Below are 23944 nucleotides of genomic sequence, written 5' to 3'. Positions count from 1 at the left end.
TATCAAACAACAAGGAGACAATCAGTATGCGAAAGAATATATTTAAGGCATTCATGCTATTATTAGTACTTTCATTCCATCAGGGAAGAAGTCAGGAAGATAACATATATGCAGGAGTTGAGTTTGATATGCCTAAAGTGGCTACCCCTTCTTTTCCTGATCATACCACGAATATAAAGGACTACGATGCAGTGGGTAATGGTATATTTGACAATACGAGTGCTTTTACAAGGGCCATTGACGCACTTGTTGAAAAAGGGGGGGGCAAACTTATTGTGCCCCGAGGGATATGGCTGACAGGTCCCATTGTTTTCAAAAGCAATATAAACCTGCATGTTGAGCAGGGAGCCTTGATTGTTTTTAGCAAAGATAAGAGCAAGTACCCACTGATCGGGACAAGCTTTGAAGGGTTAGATACCTACCGTTGTCAGTCTCCCATTTATGGAAGAGATCTTGAAAACATAGCTATAACAGGCAAAGGAGTTATTGATGGTTCGGGAGATGCCTGGAGGTTGGTAAAAATAGGTAAAATGGCCCCCTCACAATGGGAGAGGCTGATCAAGTCAGGAGGCGTTTTAAGTGATGATGGTAAGGTCTGGTATCCGTCAGAGGCCTATGCAAAGGCCAATGAGCTAGTGCATAATTTTAACGTACCTCCCTTCAAAACTCGAGAAGAATTTGAGGCGGTTAAAGATTTTCTGAGGCCCGTTATGGTAAGCTTTATCAACTGTAAACGCGTGTTACTGGATGGGCCTACTTTCCAGAATTCCCCGGCATGGAACATTCATCCGTTGATGTGTGAAGATGTGATCATCAGAAATTTAACCGTCCGTAACCCCTGGTATTCGCAAAACGGTGATGGACTCGATCTGGAGTCTAGCAAAAATGTATTGATCTACAACAATACTTTCGATGTAGGTGACGATGCCATGTGTATTAAGTCAGGTAAGAATGCAGATGGTCGTAAACGTGGTATACCGACGGAGAATGTAATTATTAAAAACAATATAGTGTATCATGGGCATGGGGGCTTTGTGGTAGGTAGTGAAATGTCAGGAGGAGTGAAAAATATACACATTTCCAACTGCACCTTTATGGGTACCGATATCGGTTTGAGGTTTAAAAGTACCCGAGGCCGTGGCGGAATTGTTGAAAACATTTATATCTCCCAAATTGATATGATAGATATTCCGGCGGAAGCTATAAGGTTTAATATGTTCTACGGAGGCCAATCACCTATTCTGGAAGAGGGGCAGGAAGCAGCACAAACAGACCATCAACCGATACCTGTAACTGAAGAGACCCCTGCGTTTAGAAACATATTTATGAAAGACATCACGGCTACCGGATCGGGCACAGCGGCTTTATTCCAAGGGCTTCCTGAAATGAAACTTAAAAATGTGACTCTGGAAAATGCCATACTTGAGGCAAAAAATGGTATTACAATAATAGACTCAGATCAGATAACTTTTAAGCATGTGAAGGTGATACGGGAGAAAGGTAATGTACTTACCATTTATAACGGTACGCATGTGAATATCGATAAGCTGGACTATGAGAGAGGTAAAGAGCCAGCAGTCCGTGTATTGGGTAACGCTTCTGAAAATATTCATTTTAATAAAAGGGAAATTGATCAGGAGCAGATTCAGATAGGTAGTGAAGTAAAAAAGAAGGCAGTAAAGCTTCAGTAAAATAGACCGATGCCAATCTATCTGAAACCTTAATATTAAAAAATGAAGACATTCATACTGTTACTCTTGTTTAGCCCGCTCGCCTTTTTGATGCAGGATGATGAGATCACCATATTTCTAGTGGCCGACTCTACCGTAGCCAATAAACCTTTTAAGAATGGGAACCCTGAAAAAGGATGGGGGCAGGTATTTCCGTTATATTTTGAAAACGGGGTGCGTATAGAAAATCATGCTGTAAACGGTCGCAGTACTAAGAGCTTTATGGGCGAGGGCCGCTGGAACAAAGTGCTGTCACTCATTCACCCAGGTGATTATGTGATTATAGAGTTTGGGCATAATGATCAAAAGATAAAAGATCCCAACCGCTATGCCGATCCCGATACAGCATACCGGGCCAACCTGAAGAAATACATCGCAGATACCCGTGCTAAAGGAGGAAAACCTGTGCTGGCAACGCCTATTGTACGTAGAAAATTTGATGAAAGAGGGAAGCTTGTCGATACCCATGGGAAATATCCGGAGGTGGTGCGCCAGGTAGCCAAAGAAGAAAAAGTACCATTACTTGACCTTGAGGAAAAAACCGGGGAACTGCTTATCAATTATGGTGCAGAAAGTTCAAAGCAACTTTTTCTGCATATAAAGCCCGGAGAGTATTCATCGTTACCTGATGGAAGAACAGATAATACCCATCTTTCTCCATACGGAGCTTTTAGGGTATGCGACCTGGTGATAGAGGAAGTGAGGGAGGAGTTACCTGAATTAGTTCAATACTTAAAAGACTGACCTGACATGAACATCAAGGAAAGAATAATACTGGTCATTACCCTTGGCCTGCTGGCAACATCTTTTTTGGCAAAACAGGAAATAGTTACCATATACCTGATTGGAGATTCTACTGTGGCGGATTACAGTGATAATTATGATGAAGGGAAGGACTATATGAAGACCCGCTATCCTATGACTGGGTGGGGACAGGTATTTCAACAATTTATGACAGCCGATAGTCTTAAAAAAGTAAAACATATAGTCCGTGGAGATAGCGTGGAGGTAGACGACAGGGCCAGGGGAGGAAGAAGCACACGCACATTTTTTCAGGAAGGAAGATGGCGCAGTGTCTATGATAACCTGAAAAAAAATGACATTGTATTAATACAGTTTGGTCATAACGACGCCGCTGAAAACAAACCGGAGCGTTATGTCAATATTGAAGGGTATAAAGAGTTCCTGCGCCTCTATATTACGCAAACATTTCAAAAAGGAGCCATACCAATATTGCTTACCCCGGTAAACAGGAACTACCCCTGGAAGGATGGCCAATTGGGAAATGTACATGGCGACTACCCTCAGGCTGCAAAAGATGTGGCTAAGGAATACGGTGTACAGGTAATAGACCTTACCCAGCGCTCAATTGATGCCTTTACAGCCAAAGGAAGGGAGTATGTGACCCAAAATTATTTTATGAACCTTCCTGCCGGTAAATATGAAGCGTATCCGGAAGGGGAAAGTGATAATACCCATTTTCAGCCGGAGGGCGCGAAAGCCGTAGCACAACTCATTTTCGAAGGGTTAAAGGATATAAAGTCTGAAAATGCTCTTCTAAAGGAATGACATATCTTGTAAAGCGAAATAACTTCCCGGGAAAAACAACTTTTCACGATTGTATCCGATAAACAGTCAATGGGCTGTAACTTATCAAACAGACACACAAACATGAAGAATATAAAAGTAGGATTAATAGGCTATGGCATGGGCGGGCGTGTATTCCATGCACCCTTGATAGATCACGTGCAGGGCCTGGGCTTGGTCAAAATAAGGGAAACAAGGGAAGAGAATATCAAAATTGCGAAAAGCAGGTATCCCCAGGCTAAAATTGTATCCAACACCCTGGATATTATCAATGACCCTGAGATAGATCTTGTAGTACTGGCTGTTCCCAATAGTGCACATTATTCACTGGCCCATGCCTCATTGTTGGCCGGTAAACATGTGGTGGTGGAAAAGCCATTTACTGTTACCTCGGCAGAGGCAGATGAATTGATAAAGCTGGGCGAGGAAAAACAAAAAGTACTTTCAGTCTATCAAAACCGCAGGTGGGACAGTGATTTTTTGACAGTGAAAAAAGTACTGGAAAGTGGTAAACTAGGCCGTTTAGTAGAATTTGAGAGCCACTTCGACCGCTTCAGGAATTTTATTAAACCAGATACCTGGAAAGAAGAAGGCTCCCTTGGCACGGGTCTGTTGTATGACCTCGGTTCGCACCTGATCGATCAGGCGCAGGTACTTTTTGGCTTACCAGATGCCATTACCTGCTTTATGAACATACAGCGCGATAACAGCTACATCATTGATAACTTTGAGCTGATTTTGCATTACGCAAGTATCAAGGTGACTATCAAATCAGGTATGCTGGTCAAAGAGCCGTTGCCCAAATACATTTTGCTGGGAACCAAGGGGTCCTTTGTTAAGTATGGCCTTGACGTTCAGGAGGCTACACTTGACGAAGCAAAGAAATCACTGGCGGACCAGGATTGGGGGAAAGAATCAGAGAGTCAATGGGGTACCATCAACTATCAGGATGAGCAGGGAGACTACAGGGAAGTTGTGGAAAGTGAGAACGGTAACTATGCTACTTACTATGAAAACATTTATCAGGCCATTGCCGGTAAGTCTGAACTTCAGGTTACACCACAACAGGCAAGGAACACTATACGGATAATAGAACTGGCCATGCAAAGTAATGAAGAGCGTCGTACCATACATTATCAGCCTCGATGAAAAAGTATTACTATACCTTACTATTGCTGATTATCATCATTAAGGTTAAGGCCCAGCAGGCTGACTACCCGCGTGATACCTCGTACTCTATCCGAAGTGCATATCTTAAACTCAAAAAACATTACCCGGAGATAGCCCCAATCTCCCCCAAAAAAACTGATGGTATTGAGGAGAACTATGATGTACCATACGCAAATGTTGGGCGTGACCTTACTTTGGATATCTTTCATCCCGCTCTGAAAGGTGATAAAAAGTACCCTGGTGTACTACTGATTTTTGGCGGAGGATGGAGCTCAGGTGAAAAGGCCAATCAGGTGCCAATGGCGCAGCATTTGGCGGCTAACGGGTATGTAGCGGTGGTTCCGGAGTACAGGTTGAGTCCTGAAGCGCAGTATCCGGCCGCCATATATGATCTTAAAGCCGCTGTTCGCTGGATGCGAGCACATACAGAAACGTACCAACTTGATACTAACAAAATTGCCGTATTAGGATGCTCAGCAGGAGCACAGCTGGCTACACTGCTGGGAGTAACCGGTGCACTAAAGAAACTGGAAGGAGATGAAGGGTATTTAGAACATTCGAGCACTATACAGGCCATCGTTAATATTGATGGCATTGTTTCGTTCGTGCATCCTGAAGCAGAAGAAGGTAAGTATGCAGCCAAGTGGTTGGGAGGGTACAAAAATGAAATTCCGGAAGTATGGAAAGAGGCTTCACCCCTGGAGTATGTTGGCCGGACAACACCACCAACCCTGTTCATCAATAGTGCCCAGTCGAGGTTCCACGCAGGTCGAGATGATATGATTAAAGTTTTAGATGAATATCATATTTACAACAAGGTACATACCCTAGAGGGTACACCTCATTCTTTTTGGCTGGTACACCCATGGTTTGAACCTACATGGAAATACACGGTTAACTTCTTAAAGGCAGTTTTTAGGTAACTATAAAATAGAATCTATGCCCTTAACATTTGCTCCCTGTACTTGATGCCCCATCTACCCATGGCATCGATAATCGAGTTCAGGCTCTTTCCCTGCTCGGTGAGCTCGTATTCCACTGTAATAGGCATAGTGTTGTGAACCGTACGGGTTACAAGATGGTTCATTTCCAGGTCTTTAAGTTCTTGCGACAACATTTTGGGTGCAATGCCATCCAGTTCCCTGCGCAATTCCATAAATCTCATCTTGCCTCGGTAGTACAAGGCGCCAATGATCGGTGTTTTCCATTTGCCGTTCAATAAATCCTGAGTATCTCTTACCCCCTGTATCAAAACCCTACATTGAGTGGGGCGTTCTGGTGCTTTCTTTTTCTTCATATAAAGGCTTTAATGCTACTTATTGCTTATCAACCTATTTGAATTCACTGATAAGCTGTTTCTAATAACAATGGATATAAGAGCTATTAAGTTGCAAGTTATCGGGCTTACAAAAATAAGTAAAAATATTGATGGTTACCTTTTGGTAACTAGTTACCAAAAGGTAACAAATATATCTTGGTAACCTATATGACCGTACTTTTGATATAGAGGGTGATACCTGAGCAAGATGAATTACACCCGTCATAAAAGATTCAAATAGATAAAATACTAAGTATGGCTGCACTACAAGATAAAATTCAAGTTGAAATATGGTCAGATATAGCCTGCCCGTTTTGTTACATAGGTAAGCGCAATTTTGAGACGGCCTTATCACAATTTCCTCATAAAGAAGAGATAGAAGTGATTTGGAGAAGTTTTCAAATCATGCCACAAGCCAAGCACAAGCCCGGAAAAGATAACAACCAGGCACTGGCGGAGCACCTGGGTACTACGGCAGAGCAGGCAAAACAAATGAATGAACATGTAACTGCCATGGCAAGTAATGCAGGCCTTACTTATAACATGGACAAGCTAGCTTGGGCAAATACCTATGATGCTCATCGCCTGATCCAGTATTCAAAGTCAGTCAGTTTAGCGGATCAAACTGAAGAAAGGCTTTTTCAGGCCCATTTTACCAATGGTGAAAACATTGAGGACCATACTATACTGCTTAAAATAGCTCAGGAAGTGGGACTGGATGAGGAAACGGTAAAAACAATATTGGCAAGCACAGATTACGCTTCTGAAGTAGGAGAGGATATCTCAGTAGCTCAGGATTTGGGGGTTAGAGGGGTTCCCTCGTTCGTGACCGACAGAAAGGCTCTATATAGCGGAGCAATGCCTGTGGCTGACTTTACCCATATGTTGCAGACCGCTTATAGCCACCGGCAGCAAGAGCATGTAGATACAGAAGTCTCAAGTGGTGCGGCATGCACACCTAATGAGTGTAAGTAACCATATAGGGTTCATTTGTTTAACCTTTAACAAAAAGTAAATAGATACATTTAACAATAATTATTATGATTTTAGTAACTGGAGCCTCCGGGCACTTAGGGAGATTGGTTATAGAAAACCTATTAAAGTCAGTGCCTGCATCACAAATTGCAGGTATGGTTCGTAACGCCGAAAAAGCGAAAGACTTGGAAGCCCAAGGTATTGACATTCGAATTGGAGATTATCACGATCCGGCCTCTATGGAAGCTGCTTTTCAGGGAGTTGAAAAGCTTCTGTTGATTTCATCCAGTGATTTTAACAACCGGTTGCAACAACACAAAAATGCTGTTGATGCAGCAAAGAAATCTGGTGTTAAGCACATATTCTATACCAGTGTGGCTATGAAAGATATTAATACTTCACCACTAAAGCCTTTACTGGAAGATCATTTTCAAACTGAGGCCTACATTAAGGACAGCGGGTTTACTTATACATTTCTGCGAAATACACTTTACTATGATGTAATCCCGATGTTTTTGGGAGAGAAGGTGTTTGAAACGGGGGTTTATTTTCCTGCCGGAGAAGGTAAAGTTGCCTTTGCCACAAGAGCAGACCTGGCAGAAGGCACGGCCAGGGTTTTAACAGGTGAAGGGGTTGAAAACAAAACCTTCTACCTTACAGGTGCAGAGGCAGTGTCTTTTTCAGATATTGCTCGTGAATTATCCGCCCTTTCCGGCAAAGAAGTAACTTATAATAGCCCTGACCCGAAGGAGTTTGAGGACACATTGAAACAGTTTGGCTTGCCTGAAGGTATTGTATACATGTCTGTGTTATTTGCAGCTGGAATAAAAAACAATGATTTCGAAAATACAGAGGGCACCCTGGAAGAGATACTAGGTCATAAGCCAGAGTCACTTTCTGGGTTTTTGAAAGGAATATATAGTAATAACTAAGCTGACATAAGTTTAATAATACCTGCATGTACCCCATGCAGGTATGCGCTTGAATTACACCTGACCGGTTAAGATATCCCGCCCCACTTAACTGATTGGAATATTATGCTATCCAAACCATATATGACCGGCCGGAATATTACTTTTATACTAAATGGATGCCTTAATAATGATCGTCAATGTCAGAAGGAACTGTATCGTCAGCTCCATGGCTTTGCTATGAGCGTTTGTTACCGGTATGCTGATGTGGAAGAACAATGTGTTGACCTTGTAAATAAAGGTTTTCTAAAACTGTTAAATAAACTGAATCAAATTCACAGAAATGGGGACACGGATACCATGTTGTTACTGAAGGAACAGTTCAAACTAATTTTGATAAATATATGTGTTGAACACTACCATAAAATTAAAGGGATCAGTAAAGATCATGACAATAACATGAGCCATGAACAGCTTACCGGTAAGCCCATTGAAGCCATTCGTTCCCTCTCACCAATAAACAGGATGGTTTTCAACCTGTATGCAATAGAAGGGTATGGGCATATGAAAATCTCCAAAATATTGGGTATTTCTTTAAATGACTCACAATTCTGCCTGATGCAAGCCAGAAATCAGTTAAGAGAACAAGTGATGGTCTCTAAACCGGCTACCACATAGGTGATGCATGAGATAACCGGTTCATCGAGTTTTCGGGCAATTATTTTACTACAGTAGCTTCAAGTTCAACCTTAAGAGTTTCAAACAAACCTTTTACCTCTAATAAAGTGCTCGCTTGTTTGATATCATGTTTCGTTACCCAATCCTGAAAAATGTCAAAGCAGGAAAAAAGCTCATCGGAAGATGTGGTAAATACATTTAGCCTTACAATGTTTTTGCATTCAAACCCTGCTTCATCAATAACCTGCTCTAAGTTCTGTATAGCCTCTGTGAGTTGGTCTCTCATATCACCAGTGCTTGATTGGCCATCAGCATTTACCGCTGTTTGCCCAGAACAGTAAAGTGTACTTTCAGCCCGTTTTACTTCAATAGCCTGCGCATAGCTACGTTCGTCCTGCCATTTCCATGGGTTAATTATTCGTTTATCCATTGACCTATTATTAATGTTACGCTTATGAGCATAACAGATTCATAAATTTTACGATGTAAAGGTGGACAAGCAACCACTTTTTGTTGTGTGACAAACATCACAGATTACATAAACTAATAAGAAAGCCTGCTTAGGGTTTCTCGCGAAATACCTAAATAAGCAGCAAGTAAAGTTTTCGGTACTCTTTGAAATAAGGAAGGGTATTGTTGAAGTAGCTGGTCATATCTTTCTTTGGCATTGGAGGTAAGAAATGATAATATACGCTGTTGTGAGGCAATGTGCCCTGAGTTTGATTTTTTAAGAAAGAAGCGCTCCATCTTTTTGAGACCGCTGCATAGCTTGTGATAATCTGCCAGTGAAAGGCAAAGTACATCTGTATCTTCAATGCACTGTAGTGACATGGTAGCCTTTGTGCCATTAAAGTATGCCATAAAATCAGTTTCCCACCAGTCCTCCATAGCAAATGATACGATATGCCGCTTTGCCGATAAGTCAGTATACTCCAATTTCAAAAGCCCTGAAACCACGAAGTATGCATGCTCTACATGGTCATCTTCCCGGATAAGATATTGTCGCTTTTTGTAGCGCTGATAACTGAAATGGGAAAACACAAATGCAAACTCTTCATCTGTTAGGGGTATAACTTTTTCTATATGTTCTCTGAATATGTCCTGCATGGGGAGGCGGTTGATAGGTATGGAAAACCTATATCAAAGCTAGGTATTACAGCTCAAAACCCCACCTTTTACTAAAGTTTTGAAGCTATTAAAGCATACTGACACTAGAAAAGTCTTATTGTTTGGTTTACCCTCAATTTAGGGGCAATAACCACTTTCAGGATTTAGACATTCTAAACTTTTTCTCCATAGCTGTTGGTAATTTATGGTTTAATTTAATTGTTGGCAGCTGGTCTTAAGGTATCGGCTCAGCCTAATATCAGGAAAAGTAGAACAGCTATTATAACACCTACGACAGGGATTAAAAAGGAAAGCAATCCCAGGTTCTCTTTTGGTACCATTATTGAATTGATTTTGGTTATTTTAAAATTGTTGAATCCACTCTTTTGCTTGTTCCAGGGTGTCAAAAAAGGCTGCTCTTCTTGCATTTGCACAGTTGTTTATACAAGTGTTCATTGTCTTACCGGATGCCAGTTCAGCATGAAAATCCTTAGGTGTGTAAAATGCAGCATACATATATCCGGATTTTATAGCTTCATATATCCAAATATTTGCGAGCCAATTCTGCGTTTCTAAAGGTAGGATGCCCAATTTGCGAGTGTCCCAAATTACCTTCGTTGTATTGAAATGCCTTAAAGAGCGTGTTACTTCTATCATGCCTGTTTTAAAAAATTCTGGCTTTGCAGGCGCCAACCAAGTAACAAAAAGCGCTTGGCTGCCTTCATCGTAGTCAATGTGCAGGTATTCTTTTGCAGCCAGGTATTGATTGAGCATGTTCTATTGCTTTTGTTTTAGTATCATTTACGTGTAGTCCTGGGTGGTATGATCCCTGGGTGAGGTAACCGTCAGACTTAGGGGGTAGATTGACCATACTTCAATGCTAAACCTTCTCCTGATATTGTGCAACTGACCTTGGTAGACAAAAAGGGGGAGGTTTTGGTTGACAAAAAGGTAGACAATTATTCGCTGTGCTTTGTATGCATTTAATGCTAACGATTACCTACTTACCTTTGAAGTGGTTTCCCCGTGAAGGGTGTTGGTAACACAACTTATTCTTTTCTATAAACTAAAATGAATTTATTGATTAAGCTCTTTCAAAGCAGTGATTGTGCTGCATTATGTTGTCTATCAGAAGTAAAGTGTTGGTTAAGAAAAATCATCAAGGTTAAGTTTGTATTTCTGATGTTGCTAGGTTCTTTTTACGGTCATATGGCTGCTTCACAAAAGTACGAGCAAGAAATAGATAGTATAAGCAAAGTTTTGGAGGTATTACCTGAGGAAGATACAAATAGGGTTAATGCACTTATCAACATGGCGAGGCTGCAGACTTTCAAGCCTACCGGAGAGACACTAAAATATGCTAAATGGGCATTGGAGTTATCTGAAAGACTGGATTATCAGTCCGGCATAATTGAGTCTTGTTTTGTGCTTGGGTACTACTTTGATAATTCAGGACGTTATGTAAATGCATTGGAGTATTTGTACAAAGCCCTCGATATATCCATAAAAATACAGGATGGAGGCTTAGAGGCCAATTGTCATAATTTTTTGGGGTACATTCATAAATCTTCGGGCCAGTACCCCGAGGCATTAACTCATTATAATAAATCCCTCACATATTGGGAACAACAGAAAAATCCGAATATGGAAGCCTTGATACTGGAAAATATAGGAGGCATTTATTTTACTAAAGGAGATAACAAACAAGCGCTAGAATATTATAACCAAGCTTTCAATTTAGCTAAAGCAAATAATTTGGACCGACGTCTTGGGACTTTATACAATTCTTTGGGAGAATTCTATTATCAGGATAAGGACTTTGACAAAGCATTAGAGTATCAACAATCTGCATTGGAGTATGCCATAAAAATAGAAAGTACAAGGCTGCAATCGGAGGTGTACGGTAGTTTGAGTGAAGTCTATTTGGTCAATGATCAATCACAGGAGGCTTTTGCCATGGCAGAAAAGGCTCTGTATCTCGCCAGGTTGTCAAATTCAAAACATGAAATGTTGGAAAGCTATCAACGTTTGTACACTTCTCTTCAACAATTAGGTGATTACCAGCACGCTTATGAATACCAATCAAAGTACCTGGCTTTGCACGATAGCTTGAGCAACCTGGAGAATGTGCAGGCAATAGAACACTTGAAGTATAAACATGAAATTGAGCTTGTAAATGAGCAACACAAAGCAAATGTATTGAGGAGAAATGCTTTGATTGGTGTTTTGGTTGCGTTGCTGATCATTGGTATGCTCATCTTTAACCGTCGTTATTTAATAATAAAAAAGAAACTCGATAGTAAAAGGCAGTTGTTGAATTATAGTATTCGCAGTCTGGAAGAAAAGTCAAAGCTTGTAGAAAATGTTAACAGAGAGTTGCAAATTTTCAAACAGAATGCAACCCATGATGTGAAAATCAAAAAGTTCAACAAGGTGCTACAGTTCAACATTGTTACAGATGATGATTGGGAGAACTTTAAGAAGGCCTTTGAAGATGTTTATCCGAATTTTTTAGCTTCATTAAGGTACCATTATCCTAATCTGACTACAGCAGAGATACGTCAGGCGGCTTTAATTAAAATGAAACTGACCATAAAAGAGACCGCATCAATTTTAGGGATCACACCGGAAAGTGTAAAAAAATCGCGACATCGCTTAAAAAAGAAGCTTGAACTGAGTGAAAATAAGTCTGTTGATGAGGTATTAAACAATTTGAACGCCAGTATTTCTAATGATTAGCGGAGTTAATATGGAGAACTGGGAGTGTAACTTTTATTATGTTATAAAAAGCAGACGCCAGTTTTCTCTTAGCTTTTATCTCGTTTGTTAGCGCTTTGAAATACTTGTCTATGAAATGCAATACCTTTTATTGTGATTGCTGCATAATTGACCAAGATATGAGTAAACCATTTTCTTATGCTAAATGTTTTTCTTGTATTGTGCGAAAAAACTTGATAAATAGGTAGTAGAGGGCTTGGTATTTCAAAATAGCGAATAATATTAGTACTATTTTATTTGAATTTAATGCTAATAATTGCCTATTTACCCTTGAGTTGGTTTTTTCAATAAAGTGTGTTAGAGACATAACTTATTCTTTATTTAAATTTAAATGAACTCATTGATTAAGCTCCATCCAAATAGCATATGTTCTACACTATCTAACCTCTTAGAATTCAAGTATTTGTTGAGTAAAATTATCAGTACCAAGTTCATACTTGCGATATTGGTCTGTTGCTTTTTAGGTCATACGGTTGTTTCTCAAAAGTATGTGCGTGAGCTTGATAGCCTGAATCTGGTATTGAAAAAATTGTCAAAGAAAGACACCAGCAGGGTAAATGCGTTAATTGAAATGGCCAATATACAGACATATACTGCTACGGGTGATGTTTTTAAATATACGGATGAAGCAACGGAAATATCAAGAGAAATTGGCTATACCACTGGGCTTATTGAAATAGATTTTTTACTGGCATACTATTATGACCATTCCGGAAATAGCCCGAAAGCTCTGAACTATTTGTATGACGCACTGGAAAAGAGCAAAGAAAATAATGACCTGGCTAGAATGGCAAAATGTTACAACTTTCTAGGGCTTGTTCATGAATCACTCGATCAGGATAAAGAGGCTCTCGAATATTACAAAGAGTCACTCAGCTTGTGGGAATCAGAGCAGAACCCATACATGGTAGGGCTGCTGCTGGAAAATATCGGTTACATTTATGCAGAGCAGGGCAATAACGAACTTGCTTTGGAATATTATAGTAAAGCTTTCAGTATAGCAGAGGAGGAAAATATTGAAATAAGGTTGGGTAGTGTATATAATGCCATGGGCAAGATTTACTTTAAAGAGGGGGAACTTGATAAGGCATTGGAGGCTCAAAAATATGCTCTTGAGTATGCCTCCAAAAAGGAAAGCATCATTCTTCTTTCACGTGCTCATTGTGCAATTAGTGCTATATATATGAAAAAAAAGCACCCTGAGGAGGCATTGGCATCAGCAGAAAAGGCTCTACATTTTGCTAGGCTTTCAGGTTCAAAACATGACATATCTGATGGCTACAAACGCTTGAACGAGGCATTTCATGCCTTGGGGGATTATGAGAAAGCTTATGAATATCAGTCCAAATATATGACCCTTCATGATAGTTTGAAGAACCTGGAAAATGTGAAGGCCATGGAGAGGCTGAAACATAAGCTTAATATGGAGCTAATAGATCAGCGCCACAAAACGAATCTATTAAAGAGAAATGCAATGATAGGTGTTTTAGTATCGTTGTTGATCATTGGTTTTCTCATTTTTAATCGCCGTTATCTATTAATGAAAAAGCGCCTTGACAGTAAAAGGCAGTTGCTCAATTATAGCATACGTAACCTGAAGGAGAAAACTGAGCTGGTGGAAAAGGTCAATAAGGAACTGAAAATTTTTAAAGAGAATGCAACCCATGATGTGAAAATTCAAAAGTTCAATAAGGTCCTTCAGTTTAATATAGTTACAGATGATGACTGGGAGAACTTTAAAAAAGCTTTTGAAGACGTGTATCCTAATTTCATAGCATCGTTAAGGTATCATTACCCGAATTTAACCACGGCAGAGATACGTCAGGCAACCTTAATAAAAATGAAGCTGACCATCAAGGAAACCGCCTCTGTTTTAGGTATTACTCCAGAAAGTGTTAAAAAATCCCGGCACCGCCTAAAAAAGAAGCTAGATCTGAAAGAGAACGAGACCGTGGAGGAGATCTTAGATAGTGTGCATGCCAAAATATCACATGGATAAGTGGTGATTGCCCCACTTGTATTAGTTGCATATACATTGGCAACTCAGCCTCCTGGCTCCCGGCAGAGCTTTTCGAAAATTGTTCTGTACCAATTGAGGTATCAGTATGAATGAGATCAGTTTTGGACATATAAGGAACCACTCTTTGTGTAAAGAACTCCCTGCGAGAGACTTTACTAATAGAGGCTTGTTCATTATATCCCCTGAATAAATGATACCAGGTTTTCCTTTGAGTCAATATTTAGTTTTTTTCTCAGTCTCTGCCTCGATTTGTCGATAGCGCTTACCGATACATTGGCGATCCTGGAGACCTCTTTCGTTGAAAAATTCATTTTCAAATAGGCACATAACCTCTGCTCATTAGGAGTAATATTGGGACAAGTCTTTGAAAGACGATCGAAGAAGCCTTGATGTACCTTTTCAAAATGTAGTTTGAAAACATCCCATTCTTTGTCAAACTTCAGGTTATTATCAATGGCTTTAATGGCTTCAGCATTGTAAGAGCCATTACCGGTGGAGATTTTTTCTTTGATCAGTTTGAGCGTATTGGTTTTTACCAGCATATTCATGCTTAGTCCGGAAAGCTCCTGTTCCTTCATCTCCAATTCATATTGCTTTTGTTTTTTTTCTATTTCTAATTGCGTCAGATGCTGTTTGTGCAGTTTTGATCTAAGATCTAAGATATAAATTAGGGCAATAATACCCAGAAAACTGAGCAGAGCCATAAAAGCAGAGGTTCTGGCCTGAGCCTTCTTTGTCATAATTTCAGCTTTTAACTGGGCCATTACTATTTCTTTTTTTTCAGTCTCATAGCGAAGTTTCATGTCATGGATGTCCTGAAGCTTTTCTTTATTGAGCAGACTATCGCGGTAACTGAAGAAATGCTTATAACTGTCCAGCGCTTGGCTGGTCATTGCCAATTTATCGTATGATCTGGCCTGAATTTCATAAGCATCTCTCAACAACCTTAGGGCGGGTAGCGAATCAAGTCCTGTAATGGCAGACCGCGCAAGGGCTATAGACTTTTGGTAATTGCCCTTATCAAACCAAACACTGGCAACGTTAACCGTAGACATGATGATGTAATGGTAGTTTTGTACTGAGTTGGCCAGGCTGAGGGATTGTTCAAGAAAAAATAAGGCACTGTCATATTCTTTTTGTTGATGCATCAGGGCTCCAACACCACAGTATGTGTTAGATAAGCCCTTGAGATTCTGGATCTCTTTTTGTATGTCTATGGTTTTGGCAAATGCCTCCCTTGCTTTGGGTATATCATTTTGTTCCTGATAGATGAGAGCTATATTCATCATTACATCTCCTTGCTTAAGTTTATTATCGATTTCCCCGTACAAGTTATAGGCATCATTGGCATAGGTCAGTGCAGTATTAAAGTCACCAATGGTTTGGTAGCACGCCCCCAGGTTTTGGTAAGCTGAGGCCAACTGCCTTTTAGTAGCGTTGTGCCTTTCTTTGATCTTTAATGACTGCAAGGAATATTTTATACCCTCATCCCATGCCCCCATATCAAAATAAGCCGCGCCAAGATTATTGAGTACGCTGCTTATCTGAAGGCTATCCTTCAATACAGTTAGTGTTTTTTTGCAGTACTCTATAGATTTAGGAAAGTCACCCTGGTTGGAGTATAACAGCCCTAATATCCAGTATGATCGAATTTTCCCACTTTCATAGTCAGCTTTTTCACTTTGGGCAAGAGCCAGGTTAGTGTAGTAGAGTGCTGAGTCCGTAGAACCATGGCTATAGAGCCGAGCGAGTTCCTGATAGATCAATACCTTGCCGGTATCACTAGCAGTTGGCAATACGGTCAAAAGACTGTCTTTCTGAGTTTGACCTGTAACATGATTTGAAACTATAAACAACAAACATAGCATGTAAGTTAATTTCATTTTGGCAGTGTGGGGGGGTGTTTAGGTTAATGGTTTACAAAGCGATAACAATTACGGGACTATTCTATTATTTTGCCCGGCGTTCCTTACCCGTATCTATCATAAGACAGAAAATGCATGAGGATGTAATTCTTATTAATATTTAGGAGTCCTTTTTTCCCTTTTGACAAGTTTTTCTTGGGGGAGTACTAGTAATGTCCTAGTACTTTTTTTCTAAATATTGTCAGTTATTCCTTGTTTAGTTGGAGGTTATTACCGCAAACCATTTGACTGATTGTCAAAATTTTATTTTCAACTAAACCAACACTATTATTATGAAGAATCTATTTCAAAGTGGAATTACAGTAATGCTTGTCTCATTCATGCTACTGGCATGTAGTGAGCAAGAAAATGAATCCGGTCTGGATCGTGAGCAACCGGGCGATTTTATGGATGGCTACACTTCCGTGCTTCCGGGAGACAGATCAGATGAAGGAAATGTCAAGCCAAAGGCACCTATTCATGAAGACCTGATCATTGAAAGTGTGGAGAGTGACTTTTACAAAGGAGATACAAAATCACTTACAGGTAGGACTGATAACCCCTACGGTCTGGCAGTTTCAGTAAATAGTCCTTACAGTGGTAAAACTGAGACCACCAGTTATTGGGGACCACCGTCACATGGCATATACTGGTATGGCGACTGGTCGGGAGACTTCTGGCTGGATAATGGCAATTCTGTAGCAGACTTTGGCAATTTTATCTCCTGCTATAAAGATGTATACCTGGATGTAAATGCTATACAGTACCCCGGAGGTCAGGCTCCTCAGGCATTAAAAGCCAAGCTCCTGGAGTTTGGTTATGCCTGTAAAAGTGGTTCGTACAGTCAGGGAGGATATACACAGAAATGGGAAATTATAGGTGTATATAATGGAATAGAATATCAGTTGGGGTGGATTTTATATGCGCACCTGGCTAGTGATGTGGTTTATAGTGTAGGTACGGTATTGAATCTTAGCGGACCGGTAAAAATTGGTACAACCTTCTCCACAGGTAGTACAAGTGGAAATACTTGCTGGGGAAGTTGCCATCTTCATATCGAAGTTTATAACTATCTCAACTGGCCATGCTATGATGTAAACCCTCCGGCTACACAAAATACCCGCATTGGTATATTGGGTGGCTTAGGCTCAAGTGTGGTTAACTGCCCTGACATTGGGGGAGGCGGAACAATGACCAATTGGGCCAGAAGTGCAATAAACTGTGACAGAAGCTCTGCATATAGCAGCCAATATGATTGTAATAAGGCTTATGATGGTGGCTATACAGGCAGTACCAAATGGGTAAGCAATGGAAGCACGAGGACATCCTGGATGACCCTTGACCTGGGATCGCTGCGTAACATCAAAGAGTTTAAAGTGTTCCACGCAGGTAGTGTAGGTGAACCTACTTCATCAAATACACGCGCTTACCAGATCCAGTATAGTAATTCATTTACCGGACCATGGTACACTATTGTAAATGCCAACAACAGTGGACAAGCTAATAGTAATACTTATGCTGTGAACCTTACAACAAGGTATGTGGCCTTATTAGTGACCGATCCCGGGGTTGATAACTATACAAGAATTGTGGAATTCGAAGTTAATGGCAATTAATTAGCCGGGTAGTGTTATGGTTGTATCGAGGCCTAGGAGCTTTGATACAACCTGACCTATATAGGTTCACTTACCTAATCCACTTCCAAAAAGTACTGTACTTTTTGAGGCTCTTTTGTAGACAAGATTCGGTGTTGTCACCATTTCTAGTGATTTCTTTAAAACCCAAAAACTAGTGTTTTATCAGTTTGTTCCAAGAGGTAGTTTTGGGGATATAAGTTATGCAGTATGTACCATTAAACTTACCTATACCCAGAAATTCATGTGAATAGGCAATGAGGAGTGTAGAATTTTATAAAATCCTGTTGTTGTGTATTTAATGATCTGCATTATAATAACTTATGATTGGGTATTTAACTGAAACCCCTGTCTAGTCCGTCGATGCGGATCACTTATTTTATTTTTCAAAAGGCTAAATGAAATATGGAGGAAGATATTAACAGCTTGCTGTCGAAAGGCAGACAGGTGCTCATACAAATGGCTTGGGATTTAGTATCGGAGAAGCAGAATGAGTTCAGGATACTACCTGAAGATTACGAGGCTTCTGTTTGGTCAAACCAACAGGAAGTGAGAGTGAAATTCAGAAGGCTAATCCGTTATATTCCGGAAAGCAGGTATCTGGAGTATGATATATCTGTTTGCTTAATGAGCAGGAAGGTTTCACCTTTCGACGACTGGTTTTATCAAAATAACTTCTTTGTACCTGATAAAGAGCAGAGGAAAGCTATAATTTATCTGAAGGGGCTTTTAAAATTACCCTTCCCATTTATGAATCATGAAATTTACGAAGATGATGATCATTATTATGTCAATACCAATAATAAAACTGCTTTCCGTCATTATATTGTAAACAAAAAATCAGGAGAGCTTTCAGAACCATTGGAAGGTACATATCTTGTTTTACCCGAACTTTTTTCTGATGATGGTGAGTTTGGAGAGGAGAGTAAATGGATGGAGGTCAAATAAGCATCTATATAATTTTGTCATGTAATGCAGATAGTTGAATCCCACTTTGAAGGTAAAAGGAGCGTGGTAGCCGTTTCTGATCGTAGTGATAAAATCAATGAATATATTAGTGAACTGAAAGGGGCTGGGCAAACCAACCTGACGGTGAAGAATATTCCCTTTATAAAATTCCCGGTTTATGCTGTAGAAAGGTATCAGGATGATGAACTTGGCCGTACCAGCAGCTATTTTGAATACCTGGATGAGAAGAAGTATATCCAGCTGATAAAACATCAAAAACAGCATAAGGTCGAAGACAATTTTCATGTTTATTTTTGGGCGTATTACTTTGATGAGGAGCACTTTCAATTTACACCCGATCACGACCTCACGGGTAATGTAGATTACGTGCAGGTTAATAATTATTTTCTCGACGATGAAGATGCTGAAAAAGGCTTAGCTTATAGCCGTATAGAAAGGCTGGCAGGACGCTGGGATTTGGAAGGCTTGGACAAATTATATGTAAAGTATATGGGGTCAGCTACTTCTGCTGAAAAGGAAAAGCTTGCGTACGATGGATACCTTTCCCTATTCAGTCAAATGGATTATGACTTTGCCTGTGGAAAACTTACTGATGTCGGTGTATCTTTATTGCTTCCCATTGCGGAAAAGATGAGCATGCTCGTGGAGCAAATGCAGTGGGATGTTTACAGCCGGGCTTATATGATATTGCTTGAAAATGCTATAGCAAATAAGGATAGCAAGGTAGAGTATTATTTTAATGAGGCTGAAAGAGCAGTTCAGTCCAATATGCTGGCGGTTCACGAAGATCAGCAGGAAAATTACCAGCAGCTGGCCATACTCAACAATATGTTGGCCGAATACCGGTATTTTGATGATAAAAGCTGGTATCGAGCACTTGAATTTATCAATACATCCATTGCCCTTGATCCCGCTGAAGGCGACTGGTTTTTATACCTGCAACTGATCCACATACCCTATGAGAAAAGGAAAAGTGAGAAACAAGAAGGACAGTCGGAGGCTGAGGTTCAGGGTCGATATGCAAAATGGCATAAACTTAGGGGGAGTGAGTTAATAAAATTCAGAGCGCTGGCCATGTCGTTTGCTGATAAAAAATATGCAGTTCAGCTGACTATTGCTATGGCTTTCAAAAGGCTAAGAGAGCATATGGAGTGGTATAAAATGGATACCAGTCTCTTCCCGGAAAAGGATTACTTGTACTGGCTCGGTGAAGCCAAGAAGTGGCAGAAACAAAAGACTACCCGGGTGCAACTGACAGAGATTGGGCATTTTTTTCATAACGAAGGGATATTTTATAGTTGTGTCGATCTCCTGGAGACGGCCATATCTCACTTTCAACGATTGATCGATCAGGTGGGTGATGCATCGTTTGAAGTTTACTATAAAGCTATGGCACTGGAGGCCATCTCTGATATTTACTTCTCAGAAAACAATGATGCACTAGGAATAAACTACCGCAACCAGGCTACCTTATGCTATAAGGACCATATAAACCTTGTAGAAGCTAATGCCTCCGTTTTTCTGCATTATATAGAGTACCAAGAGCGGTGCCTGCTGCATCAGAGCGATATCATTAAACCTTCAATAGAGGGACTGGAAGCTTTGACGGTTATTGCAGAAGACCAATCAGGCGGGATGTATTCTTCACCTGTAATGCTAAGGGTTCGTCTGGCTGTGCTGAAGGGTAATGAAGAGGAGGTGGTTTTTCATGTACTAAGATCCCTGATTTTATTTGAACTCAGTATGGAAGACCAGCTTAAGTCATTGGCCCAGGAGTCTGAGGTAAAGAGGTTTGATAACCTACAGGAGCTTCTAAGTGATACCTTTACATTTTTTGACGAGGTCAGGGGAAACTATTATCTGGATACCATGATAAAATGGAAGCAACTTAAACACATGAGCCCCGAAGAAGTCTTCAGCACTTGGGAGGAGCGAAAAAGGGAGATAGCGAGCCGGGAAGAAATAAACTGGGGCTAATCCAATATTTCTTTCATTTGATGGCAATAAGCTATTAGTTTTACCTGGTTAATAACCTTCAATACAATAAGTGAATGAAACCTGTTTATTACATTTTATTAATACTGACCATGGTCAGCCTCTCATGCAGTAAACAAAATACTTCTGAGAAAAACGAAATAGTGGATGATAGTTTATTGGTAAGTGAAACCTCTAAAAAGCCCAAAACGGAAGAGGATCAGCCCAGTATATCAAAGAAGGAAAATGAAGGCTCTGATTCAACATATATTGAAGTTGATGCCATAGTTATATCCGTGGAGGAGGAATTAGTCATGCCTGCCGATTATCTCACTACAGTGATGAAAGTAAAGACTGCTAATGGCGATACTTTGACTTTTACAGATGCTGATGGCTTTGAAGGATTGACCGGTCAGGAAATACCCTTAAAATATCGTTTGATATCTCAGAGCAAGTGGCTTGTGTGCATGGACTGTACTAGCTTTGAAGAAAAGGCGAATGTGGTTGATATCACTTCAGTTGCCTCGGAGGTTCGGTTCAAGCAGTTGAAATTGAGCCAATTTATTGAAGATCCTTACATTGAAACCGCTTCAACCTTTGTGATGGTGGATGAACAGGGGCAAACGGAAGAATTTTTGAGTGTAAAGCATGACCTTGTTAGGGACAGTACTAAAATGAGCCAGTCTTTTCATAATTATGGTTTCATAATTACTTTTTATCCAGAATTGGAGAACCGCATAGAACTGGAATCGCTGAGTGAATAACCACTGAAAATCTCAGCGTTAATTCAGTTGACTATTTTGTCTGAACCGGGGTCTTATGGACTTAGAAGTATAGATTAAAGCCTGAATAATAAGTCCGATAACAATAATGGAGCTGATTTCCAGATATGAATTGAAATTACTACTGGCTATAAGCTGGTCAGAGTTTTTAAGTATCCTTCTGGTTTCTGTAAGTTGAATATCTGATAACACCCCCAAATGGGTTGATATGTTTTTATGCTGTTGCTCAATTCTACTGATCAGGTGAGGTTCAGGCATGGAAATGTATTGCTGTTCCAGCATGTTGAGTTGCTGAATATCTGCTTGTAGCTTTTTGAAATATATGGCCTCATCTGAAGTTAGTTGGGTTTTCCCATATTTCCATATAAGCTGTTGTATAGAGTTGTCGTGCTGGGTTGAGGCGTCCCCATTTTTCTCAATCAGCATCTTTTTCTGGTTAAAGAGAACTGATAACTTATAAATATAGTTTTCTACCACCAGCCTGTCTTCATATACTGTCGTGAAGGCCTTCTGAAGCGCTGAAAAGTGACTTTTATCCACGATGTTGGTCAAAAGCATGATGAAGAAAACAATGGCCAGAGCTATAGCAGCTTTCGATTTTTGAGCAATTTGATACATCCATTTCATACCTGTGAAGTTTAAGTTATTAAGATATTGGTACTGAGTATTGGGAGCCAAGACCGGAGAGTTACGAATCCTTTTCTTTTTAACCCAACCCCTCACGACTTTTTATGGATCAAGTCGTTATGGGCTCAATATATAATTTACAAAAAATGAAGCTAAAAAATTGCATTTCTTTTGCTTGTGATAACATCAATCCTACCTGATTGTCTTATCCACCCAAGCCAAATAAGTTTATCATTTTACACTTACTACATCAAAGTCAACCTCTAAGGTTCCTCCTTAAACCCATTCATGGTTAGGGAGCGAGTGGCACAGGCCTTTTTGCTTAACCCCTTGATAATTATATTCTTAATGCTTAAAATTTACAATGATAGGAAAATAAGTTTTCCTATCATTGCAGCCCCCCCCATATCTATAAGTTCATATAACTAATTTAATAACAAGTAATTATGATTAACAACCAAATGGTTTTAGGGCTTGGTATCCATTGTGTGTTAGCCTTGATTGTATCCATTGAGCCAGAGTACCCATTTATTCCATATTTCTTTGGAATAATCGTTCTGTTCAACATTATCGGAATAGGGCTGATTAAAATAGGTAAGGTAAAGTCAGGTGCAATGGTTTTCTTAATATCCTCGGGAATCCTTGTTCCTATTGGGCTAATTGGGGCAATGGGTGCCCGTAAAGTTTTGGACAAATTAAAAAAAGACGAGTTTATCAACAACAAAGCCTAAAGTGGCCCTATAAAACTATCATTCAGAAGTCATTCTTTCTTAAAGGAGGGGTTTAGGCTGAGGAGGGGATAGAATCAAGCCTTTAAACTTAATGGCATTGATACTCCTTACTTGGAGTTTTTAACAAGATTTTCAAACCCTGATGATCTTTACCATTGGGGGTTAACGAACGAACAAAAAATAAATGAAATCAATTAAAACCAGTAAGAAATTTACCCAAAAACAAACAAATCTGGGATACTTCTTTTTAGTAGCTTCTATAATACTCGTATTTGCTGGCCGTGTTGAGATGGTTGCAGTGGCAATACTCCACTTGGTAGTGGCTTATAATCAAAAAGATAAAGACTTGATTAAAATTGAAAAGGACCATTTAGAAATAAAGCTAAGCCTACTTTCTTCTACCAGGTTTATTAAGTTCAGTGATATTACCAAAGTAGAAGAGGTAAACCCTAAGAAGGTATTTTTACATTATAATGAAGGACCAAAATCGAAGAAATTAAGAATTCCAGTGCATATGATCGAGCCAATAGAATTAGAAGATTTTTTAACGTTTATCAATAACAAGCTAAAACCAGTGCCTGATACTTCTTTGTAATTTTCATCTGGTTCATGGACAGTGATAACTTGCTATAGCTTATCCTGTCCAAATTCCCCCATTCCTGAATGTCTGCTTAAGCATTCATTAATTCAAAATCTCCATCATTTACTTTATTATTAACGGTCAGATTCCTGATGCATTATTAGTGGCAAGCAATTAGCCGATTACCAATTGCTAACAAGTGCTTAAGCCGAATGGGGCTGATCAAGCTGTCTTCCTTTCCCAACAAGATAAAAGTGAGTAGCAACAATTTGACGACTATGAAATACTGATTGGAGACGGCAGAAACCCGGTTTTAATACATACCCTTCTACAGGTGAAATGTACATCAGGCTCCATACCGATAAGCAATTAGTACTTCAGGACATGATACCCAGCATAGAGTTTGCAGAAGACGGAAAATTCTACGATTTTCGTCGGGTTGAAAAGTAGTAGTCCGATGGTACTTTTC

22 protein-coding genes are annotated in these 23944 nt (G+C 39.9%); 16 read left to right on the top strand and 6 right to left on the bottom strand.

The features are described 5' to 3' along the window. Positions 1–26: 26 nt before the first annotated feature. The 5 genes from JMN32_RS10255 (at position 27) to JMN32_RS10235 (ending at position 5410) form a co-directional block, all read left to right on the top strand. A complete protein-coding gene (locus JMN32_RS10255) occupies positions 27–1691 on the top strand; it encodes a glycoside hydrolase family 28 protein (protein ID WP_202856236.1) in 1665 nt (554 codons plus the stop codon). A 42-nt stretch (positions 1692–1733) separates the two neighbouring features. Then, a complete protein-coding gene (locus JMN32_RS10250; RefSeq protein WP_202856235.1) occupies positions 1734–2474 on the top strand; it encodes a rhamnogalacturonan acetylesterase in 741 nt (246 codons plus the stop codon). Between the two features lie 6 nt (positions 2475–2480). After that, entirely contained in the window at positions 2481–3299 is an 819-nt protein-coding gene (locus JMN32_RS10245; protein ID WP_202856234.1) for a rhamnogalacturonan acetylesterase, read from the top strand. Positions 3300–3401: 102 nt separating this feature from the next. After that, positions 3402–4466, top strand: coding sequence for an oxidoreductase (locus JMN32_RS10240; protein ID WP_238354416.1), 1065 nt, complete (start codon positions 3402–3404; stop codon positions 4464–4466). After that, positions 4463–5410, top strand: a complete 948-nt coding sequence (locus tag JMN32_RS10235; protein ID WP_202856232.1) for an alpha/beta hydrolase — start codon at positions 4463–4465, stop codon at positions 5408–5410. Before JMN32_RS10240 ends, JMN32_RS10235 begins: the two co-directional genes overlap by 4 nt. A gap of 14 nt (positions 5411–5424) precedes the next feature. Here the strand turns inward: JMN32_RS10235 and JMN32_RS10230 are convergent, their stop codons facing one another. After that, a complete protein-coding gene (locus JMN32_RS10230; protein WP_202856231.1) occupies positions 5425–5784 on the bottom strand; it encodes a winged helix-turn-helix transcriptional regulator in 360 nt (119 codons plus the stop codon). A gap of 276 nt (positions 5785–6060) precedes the next feature. Between JMN32_RS10230 and JMN32_RS10225 the strand changes: the two genes are divergently transcribed. The 3 genes from JMN32_RS10225 (at position 6061) to JMN32_RS10215 (ending at position 8369) form a co-directional block, all read left to right on the top strand. Further along, entirely contained in the window at positions 6061–6780 is a 720-nt protein-coding gene (locus JMN32_RS10225; RefSeq protein WP_202856230.1) for a DsbA family oxidoreductase, read from the top strand. 65 nt (positions 6781–6845) lie between these two features. Continuing rightward, a complete protein-coding gene (locus JMN32_RS10220) occupies positions 6846–7712 on the top strand; it encodes an SDR family oxidoreductase (protein WP_202856229.1) in 867 nt (288 codons plus the stop codon). A 123-nt stretch (positions 7713–7835) separates the two neighbouring features. Next, positions 7836–8369, top strand: a complete 534-nt coding sequence (locus tag JMN32_RS10215; protein ID WP_238354415.1) for an RNA polymerase sigma factor — start codon at positions 7836–7838, stop codon at positions 8367–8369. Between the two features lie 40 nt (positions 8370–8409). On the opposite strand, the gene JMN32_RS10210 is transcribed toward JMN32_RS10215, so the two are convergent. The 3 genes from JMN32_RS10210 to JMN32_RS10200 form a co-directional block, all read right to left on the bottom strand. Next, the gene (locus JMN32_RS10210; RefSeq protein WP_202856226.1) at positions 8410–8799 is read right to left on the bottom strand and encodes a RidA family protein; all 390 of its coding nucleotides are present in this window, start codon (positions 8797–8799) and stop codon (positions 8410–8412) included. Between the two features lie 113 nt (positions 8800–8912). Continuing rightward, positions 8913–9476, bottom strand: a complete 564-nt coding sequence (locus tag JMN32_RS10205) for a Crp/Fnr family transcriptional regulator (protein WP_202856224.1) — start codon at positions 9474–9476, stop codon at positions 8913–8915. 363 nt (positions 9477–9839) lie between these two features. Beyond that, positions 9840–10250, bottom strand: coding sequence for a hypothetical protein (locus JMN32_RS10200; RefSeq protein ID WP_202856223.1), 411 nt, complete (start codon positions 10248–10250; stop codon positions 9840–9842). A gap of 297 nt (positions 10251–10547) precedes the next feature. Here JMN32_RS10200 and JMN32_RS10195 point away from each other — a divergent pair, with 297 nt between their 5' ends. Together JMN32_RS10195 and JMN32_RS10190 are read left to right on the top strand one after the other, a co-directional pair. Further along, complete coding sequence (locus tag JMN32_RS10195; RefSeq protein WP_202856221.1) at positions 10548–12215, top strand: tetratricopeptide repeat protein; 1668 nt, start codon at positions 10548–10550, stop codon at positions 12213–12215. A gap of 370 nt (positions 12216–12585) precedes the next feature. Continuing rightward, a complete protein-coding gene (locus JMN32_RS10190) occupies positions 12586–14253 on the top strand; it encodes a tetratricopeptide repeat protein (protein ID WP_238354414.1) in 1668 nt (555 codons plus the stop codon). 194 nt (positions 14254–14447) lie between these two features. On the opposite strand, the gene JMN32_RS10185 is transcribed toward JMN32_RS10190, so the two are convergent. Continuing rightward, positions 14448–16157 carry a tetratricopeptide repeat protein gene (locus JMN32_RS10185; RefSeq protein ID WP_202856219.1) on the bottom strand — a complete coding sequence of 570 codons (1710 nt, stop codon included), beginning with the start codon at positions 16155–16157 and terminating at the stop codon, positions 14448–14450. Between the two features lie 314 nt (positions 16158–16471). On the opposite strand from JMN32_RS10185, the gene JMN32_RS10180 reads away from it, so the two are divergent. The 4 genes from JMN32_RS10180 to JMN32_RS10165 all read left to right on the top strand — a co-directional run bounded on the left by JMN32_RS10180 (position 16472) and on the right by JMN32_RS10165 (position 21519). Further along, entirely contained in the window at positions 16472–17794 is a 1323-nt protein-coding gene (locus JMN32_RS10180) for a discoidin domain-containing protein (protein WP_202856218.1), read from the top strand. A 423-nt stretch (positions 17795–18217) separates the two neighbouring features. After that, on the top strand, positions 18218–18760 hold the full coding sequence (locus JMN32_RS10175) for a hypothetical protein (RefSeq protein ID WP_202856217.1): 543 nt from the start codon (positions 18218–18220) through the stop codon (positions 18758–18760). A gap of 24 nt (positions 18761–18784) precedes the next feature. Continuing rightward, positions 18785–20758 carry a hypothetical protein gene (locus JMN32_RS10170; protein WP_202856216.1) on the top strand — a complete coding sequence of 658 codons (1974 nt, stop codon included), beginning with the start codon at positions 18785–18787 and terminating at the stop codon, positions 20756–20758. A gap of 74 nt (positions 20759–20832) precedes the next feature. After that, on the top strand, positions 20833–21519 hold the full coding sequence (locus JMN32_RS10165) for a hypothetical protein (protein ID WP_202856215.1): 687 nt from the start codon (positions 20833–20835) through the stop codon (positions 21517–21519). 18 nt (positions 21520–21537) lie between these two features. Here JMN32_RS10165 and JMN32_RS10160 read toward each other — a convergent pair whose 3' ends face one another. Next, positions 21538–22164: a hypothetical protein gene (locus JMN32_RS10160; protein ID WP_202856214.1), complete on the bottom strand. Its 627-nt coding sequence runs from the start codon at positions 22162–22164 to the stop codon at positions 21538–21540. A gap of 446 nt (positions 22165–22610) precedes the next feature. On the opposite strand from JMN32_RS10160, the gene JMN32_RS10155 reads away from it, so the two are divergent. Together JMN32_RS10155 and JMN32_RS10150 are read left to right on the top strand one after the other, a co-directional pair. After that, positions 22611–22895 (top strand): hypothetical protein, encoded by a 285-nt coding sequence (locus JMN32_RS10155; protein ID WP_202856213.1) that lies wholly within the window; start codon positions 22611–22613, stop codon positions 22893–22895. Positions 22896–23079: 184 nt separating this feature from the next. Then, on the top strand, positions 23080–23490 hold the full coding sequence (locus JMN32_RS10150; RefSeq protein WP_202856211.1) for a hypothetical protein: 411 nt from the start codon (positions 23080–23082) through the stop codon (positions 23488–23490). Positions 23491–23944: the final 454 nt, after the last annotated feature.

This window comes from Fulvivirga marina (assembly GCF_016775155.1).
Taxonomy (GTDB): Bacteria; Bacteroidota; Bacteroidia; order Cytophagales; family Cyclobacteriaceae; genus Fulvivirga; species Fulvivirga marina.
This window is presented reverse-complemented; position numbering and strand designations above follow the sequence as displayed.

Bases quoted from the DNA above. Each gene is read 5' to 3' on its own strand.
- JMN32_RS10180 (WP_202856218.1), top strand. From the start codon at position 16,472: ATGAAGAATCTATTTCAAAGTGGAATTACAGTAATGCTTGTCTCATTC.
- JMN32_RS10185 (WP_202856219.1), bottom strand. From the start codon at position 16,157: ATGAAATTAACTTACATGCTATGTTTGTTGTTTATAGTTTCAAATCAT.
- JMN32_RS10225 (WP_202856230.1), top strand. From the start codon at position 6,061: ATGGCTGCACTACAAGATAAAATTCAAGTTGAAATATGGTCAGATATA.
- JMN32_RS10215 (WP_238354415.1), top strand. From the start codon at position 7,836: ATGACCGGCCGGAATATTACTTTTATACTAAATGGATGCCTTAATAAT.
- JMN32_RS10210 (WP_202856226.1), bottom strand. From the start codon at position 8,799: ATGGATAAACGAATAATTAACCCATGGAAATGGCAGGACGAACGTAGC.
- JMN32_RS10175 (WP_202856217.1), top strand. From the start codon at position 18,218: ATGGAGGAAGATATTAACAGCTTGCTGTCGAAAGGCAGACAGGTGCTC.
- JMN32_RS10165 (WP_202856215.1), top strand. From the start codon at position 20,833: ATGAAACCTGTTTATTACATTTTATTAATACTGACCATGGTCAGCCTC.
- JMN32_RS10245 (WP_202856234.1), top strand. From the start codon at position 2,481: ATGAACATCAAGGAAAGAATAATACTGGTCATTACCCTTGGCCTGCTG.
- JMN32_RS10170 (WP_202856216.1), top strand. From the start codon at position 18,785: ATGCAGATAGTTGAATCCCACTTTGAAGGTAAAAGGAGCGTGGTAGCC.
- JMN32_RS10190 (WP_238354414.1), top strand. From the start codon at position 12,586: ATGAACTCATTGATTAAGCTCCATCCAAATAGCATATGTTCTACACTA.
- JMN32_RS10235 (WP_202856232.1), top strand. From the start codon at position 4,463: ATGAAAAAGTATTACTATACCTTACTATTGCTGATTATCATCATTAAG.
- JMN32_RS10230 (WP_202856231.1), bottom strand. From the start codon at position 5,784: ATGAAGAAAAAGAAAGCACCAGAACGCCCCACTCAATGTAGGGTTTTG.
- JMN32_RS10195 (WP_202856221.1), top strand. From the start codon at position 10,548: ATGAATTTATTGATTAAGCTCTTTCAAAGCAGTGATTGTGCTGCATTA.
- JMN32_RS10160 (WP_202856214.1), bottom strand. From the start codon at position 22,164: ATGAAATGGATGTATCAAATTGCTCAAAAATCGAAAGCTGCTATAGCT.
- JMN32_RS10240 (WP_238354416.1), top strand. From the start codon at position 3,402: ATGAAGAATATAAAAGTAGGATTAATAGGCTATGGCATGGGCGGGCGT.
- JMN32_RS10150 (WP_202856211.1), top strand. From the start codon at position 23,080: ATGAAATCAATTAAAACCAGTAAGAAATTTACCCAAAAACAAACAAAT.
- JMN32_RS10200 (WP_202856223.1), bottom strand. From the start codon at position 10,250: ATGCTCAATCAATACCTGGCTGCAAAAGAATACCTGCACATTGACTAC.
- JMN32_RS10255 (WP_202856236.1), top strand. From the start codon at position 27: ATGCGAAAGAATATATTTAAGGCATTCATGCTATTATTAGTACTTTCA.
- JMN32_RS10220 (WP_202856229.1), top strand. From the start codon at position 6,846: ATGATTTTAGTAACTGGAGCCTCCGGGCACTTAGGGAGATTGGTTATA.
- JMN32_RS10205 (WP_202856224.1), bottom strand. From the start codon at position 9,476: ATGCAGGACATATTCAGAGAACATATAGAAAAAGTTATACCCCTAACA.
- JMN32_RS10155 (WP_202856213.1), top strand. From the start codon at position 22,611: ATGATTAACAACCAAATGGTTTTAGGGCTTGGTATCCATTGTGTGTTA.
- JMN32_RS10250 (WP_202856235.1), top strand. From the start codon at position 1,734: ATGAAGACATTCATACTGTTACTCTTGTTTAGCCCGCTCGCCTTTTTG.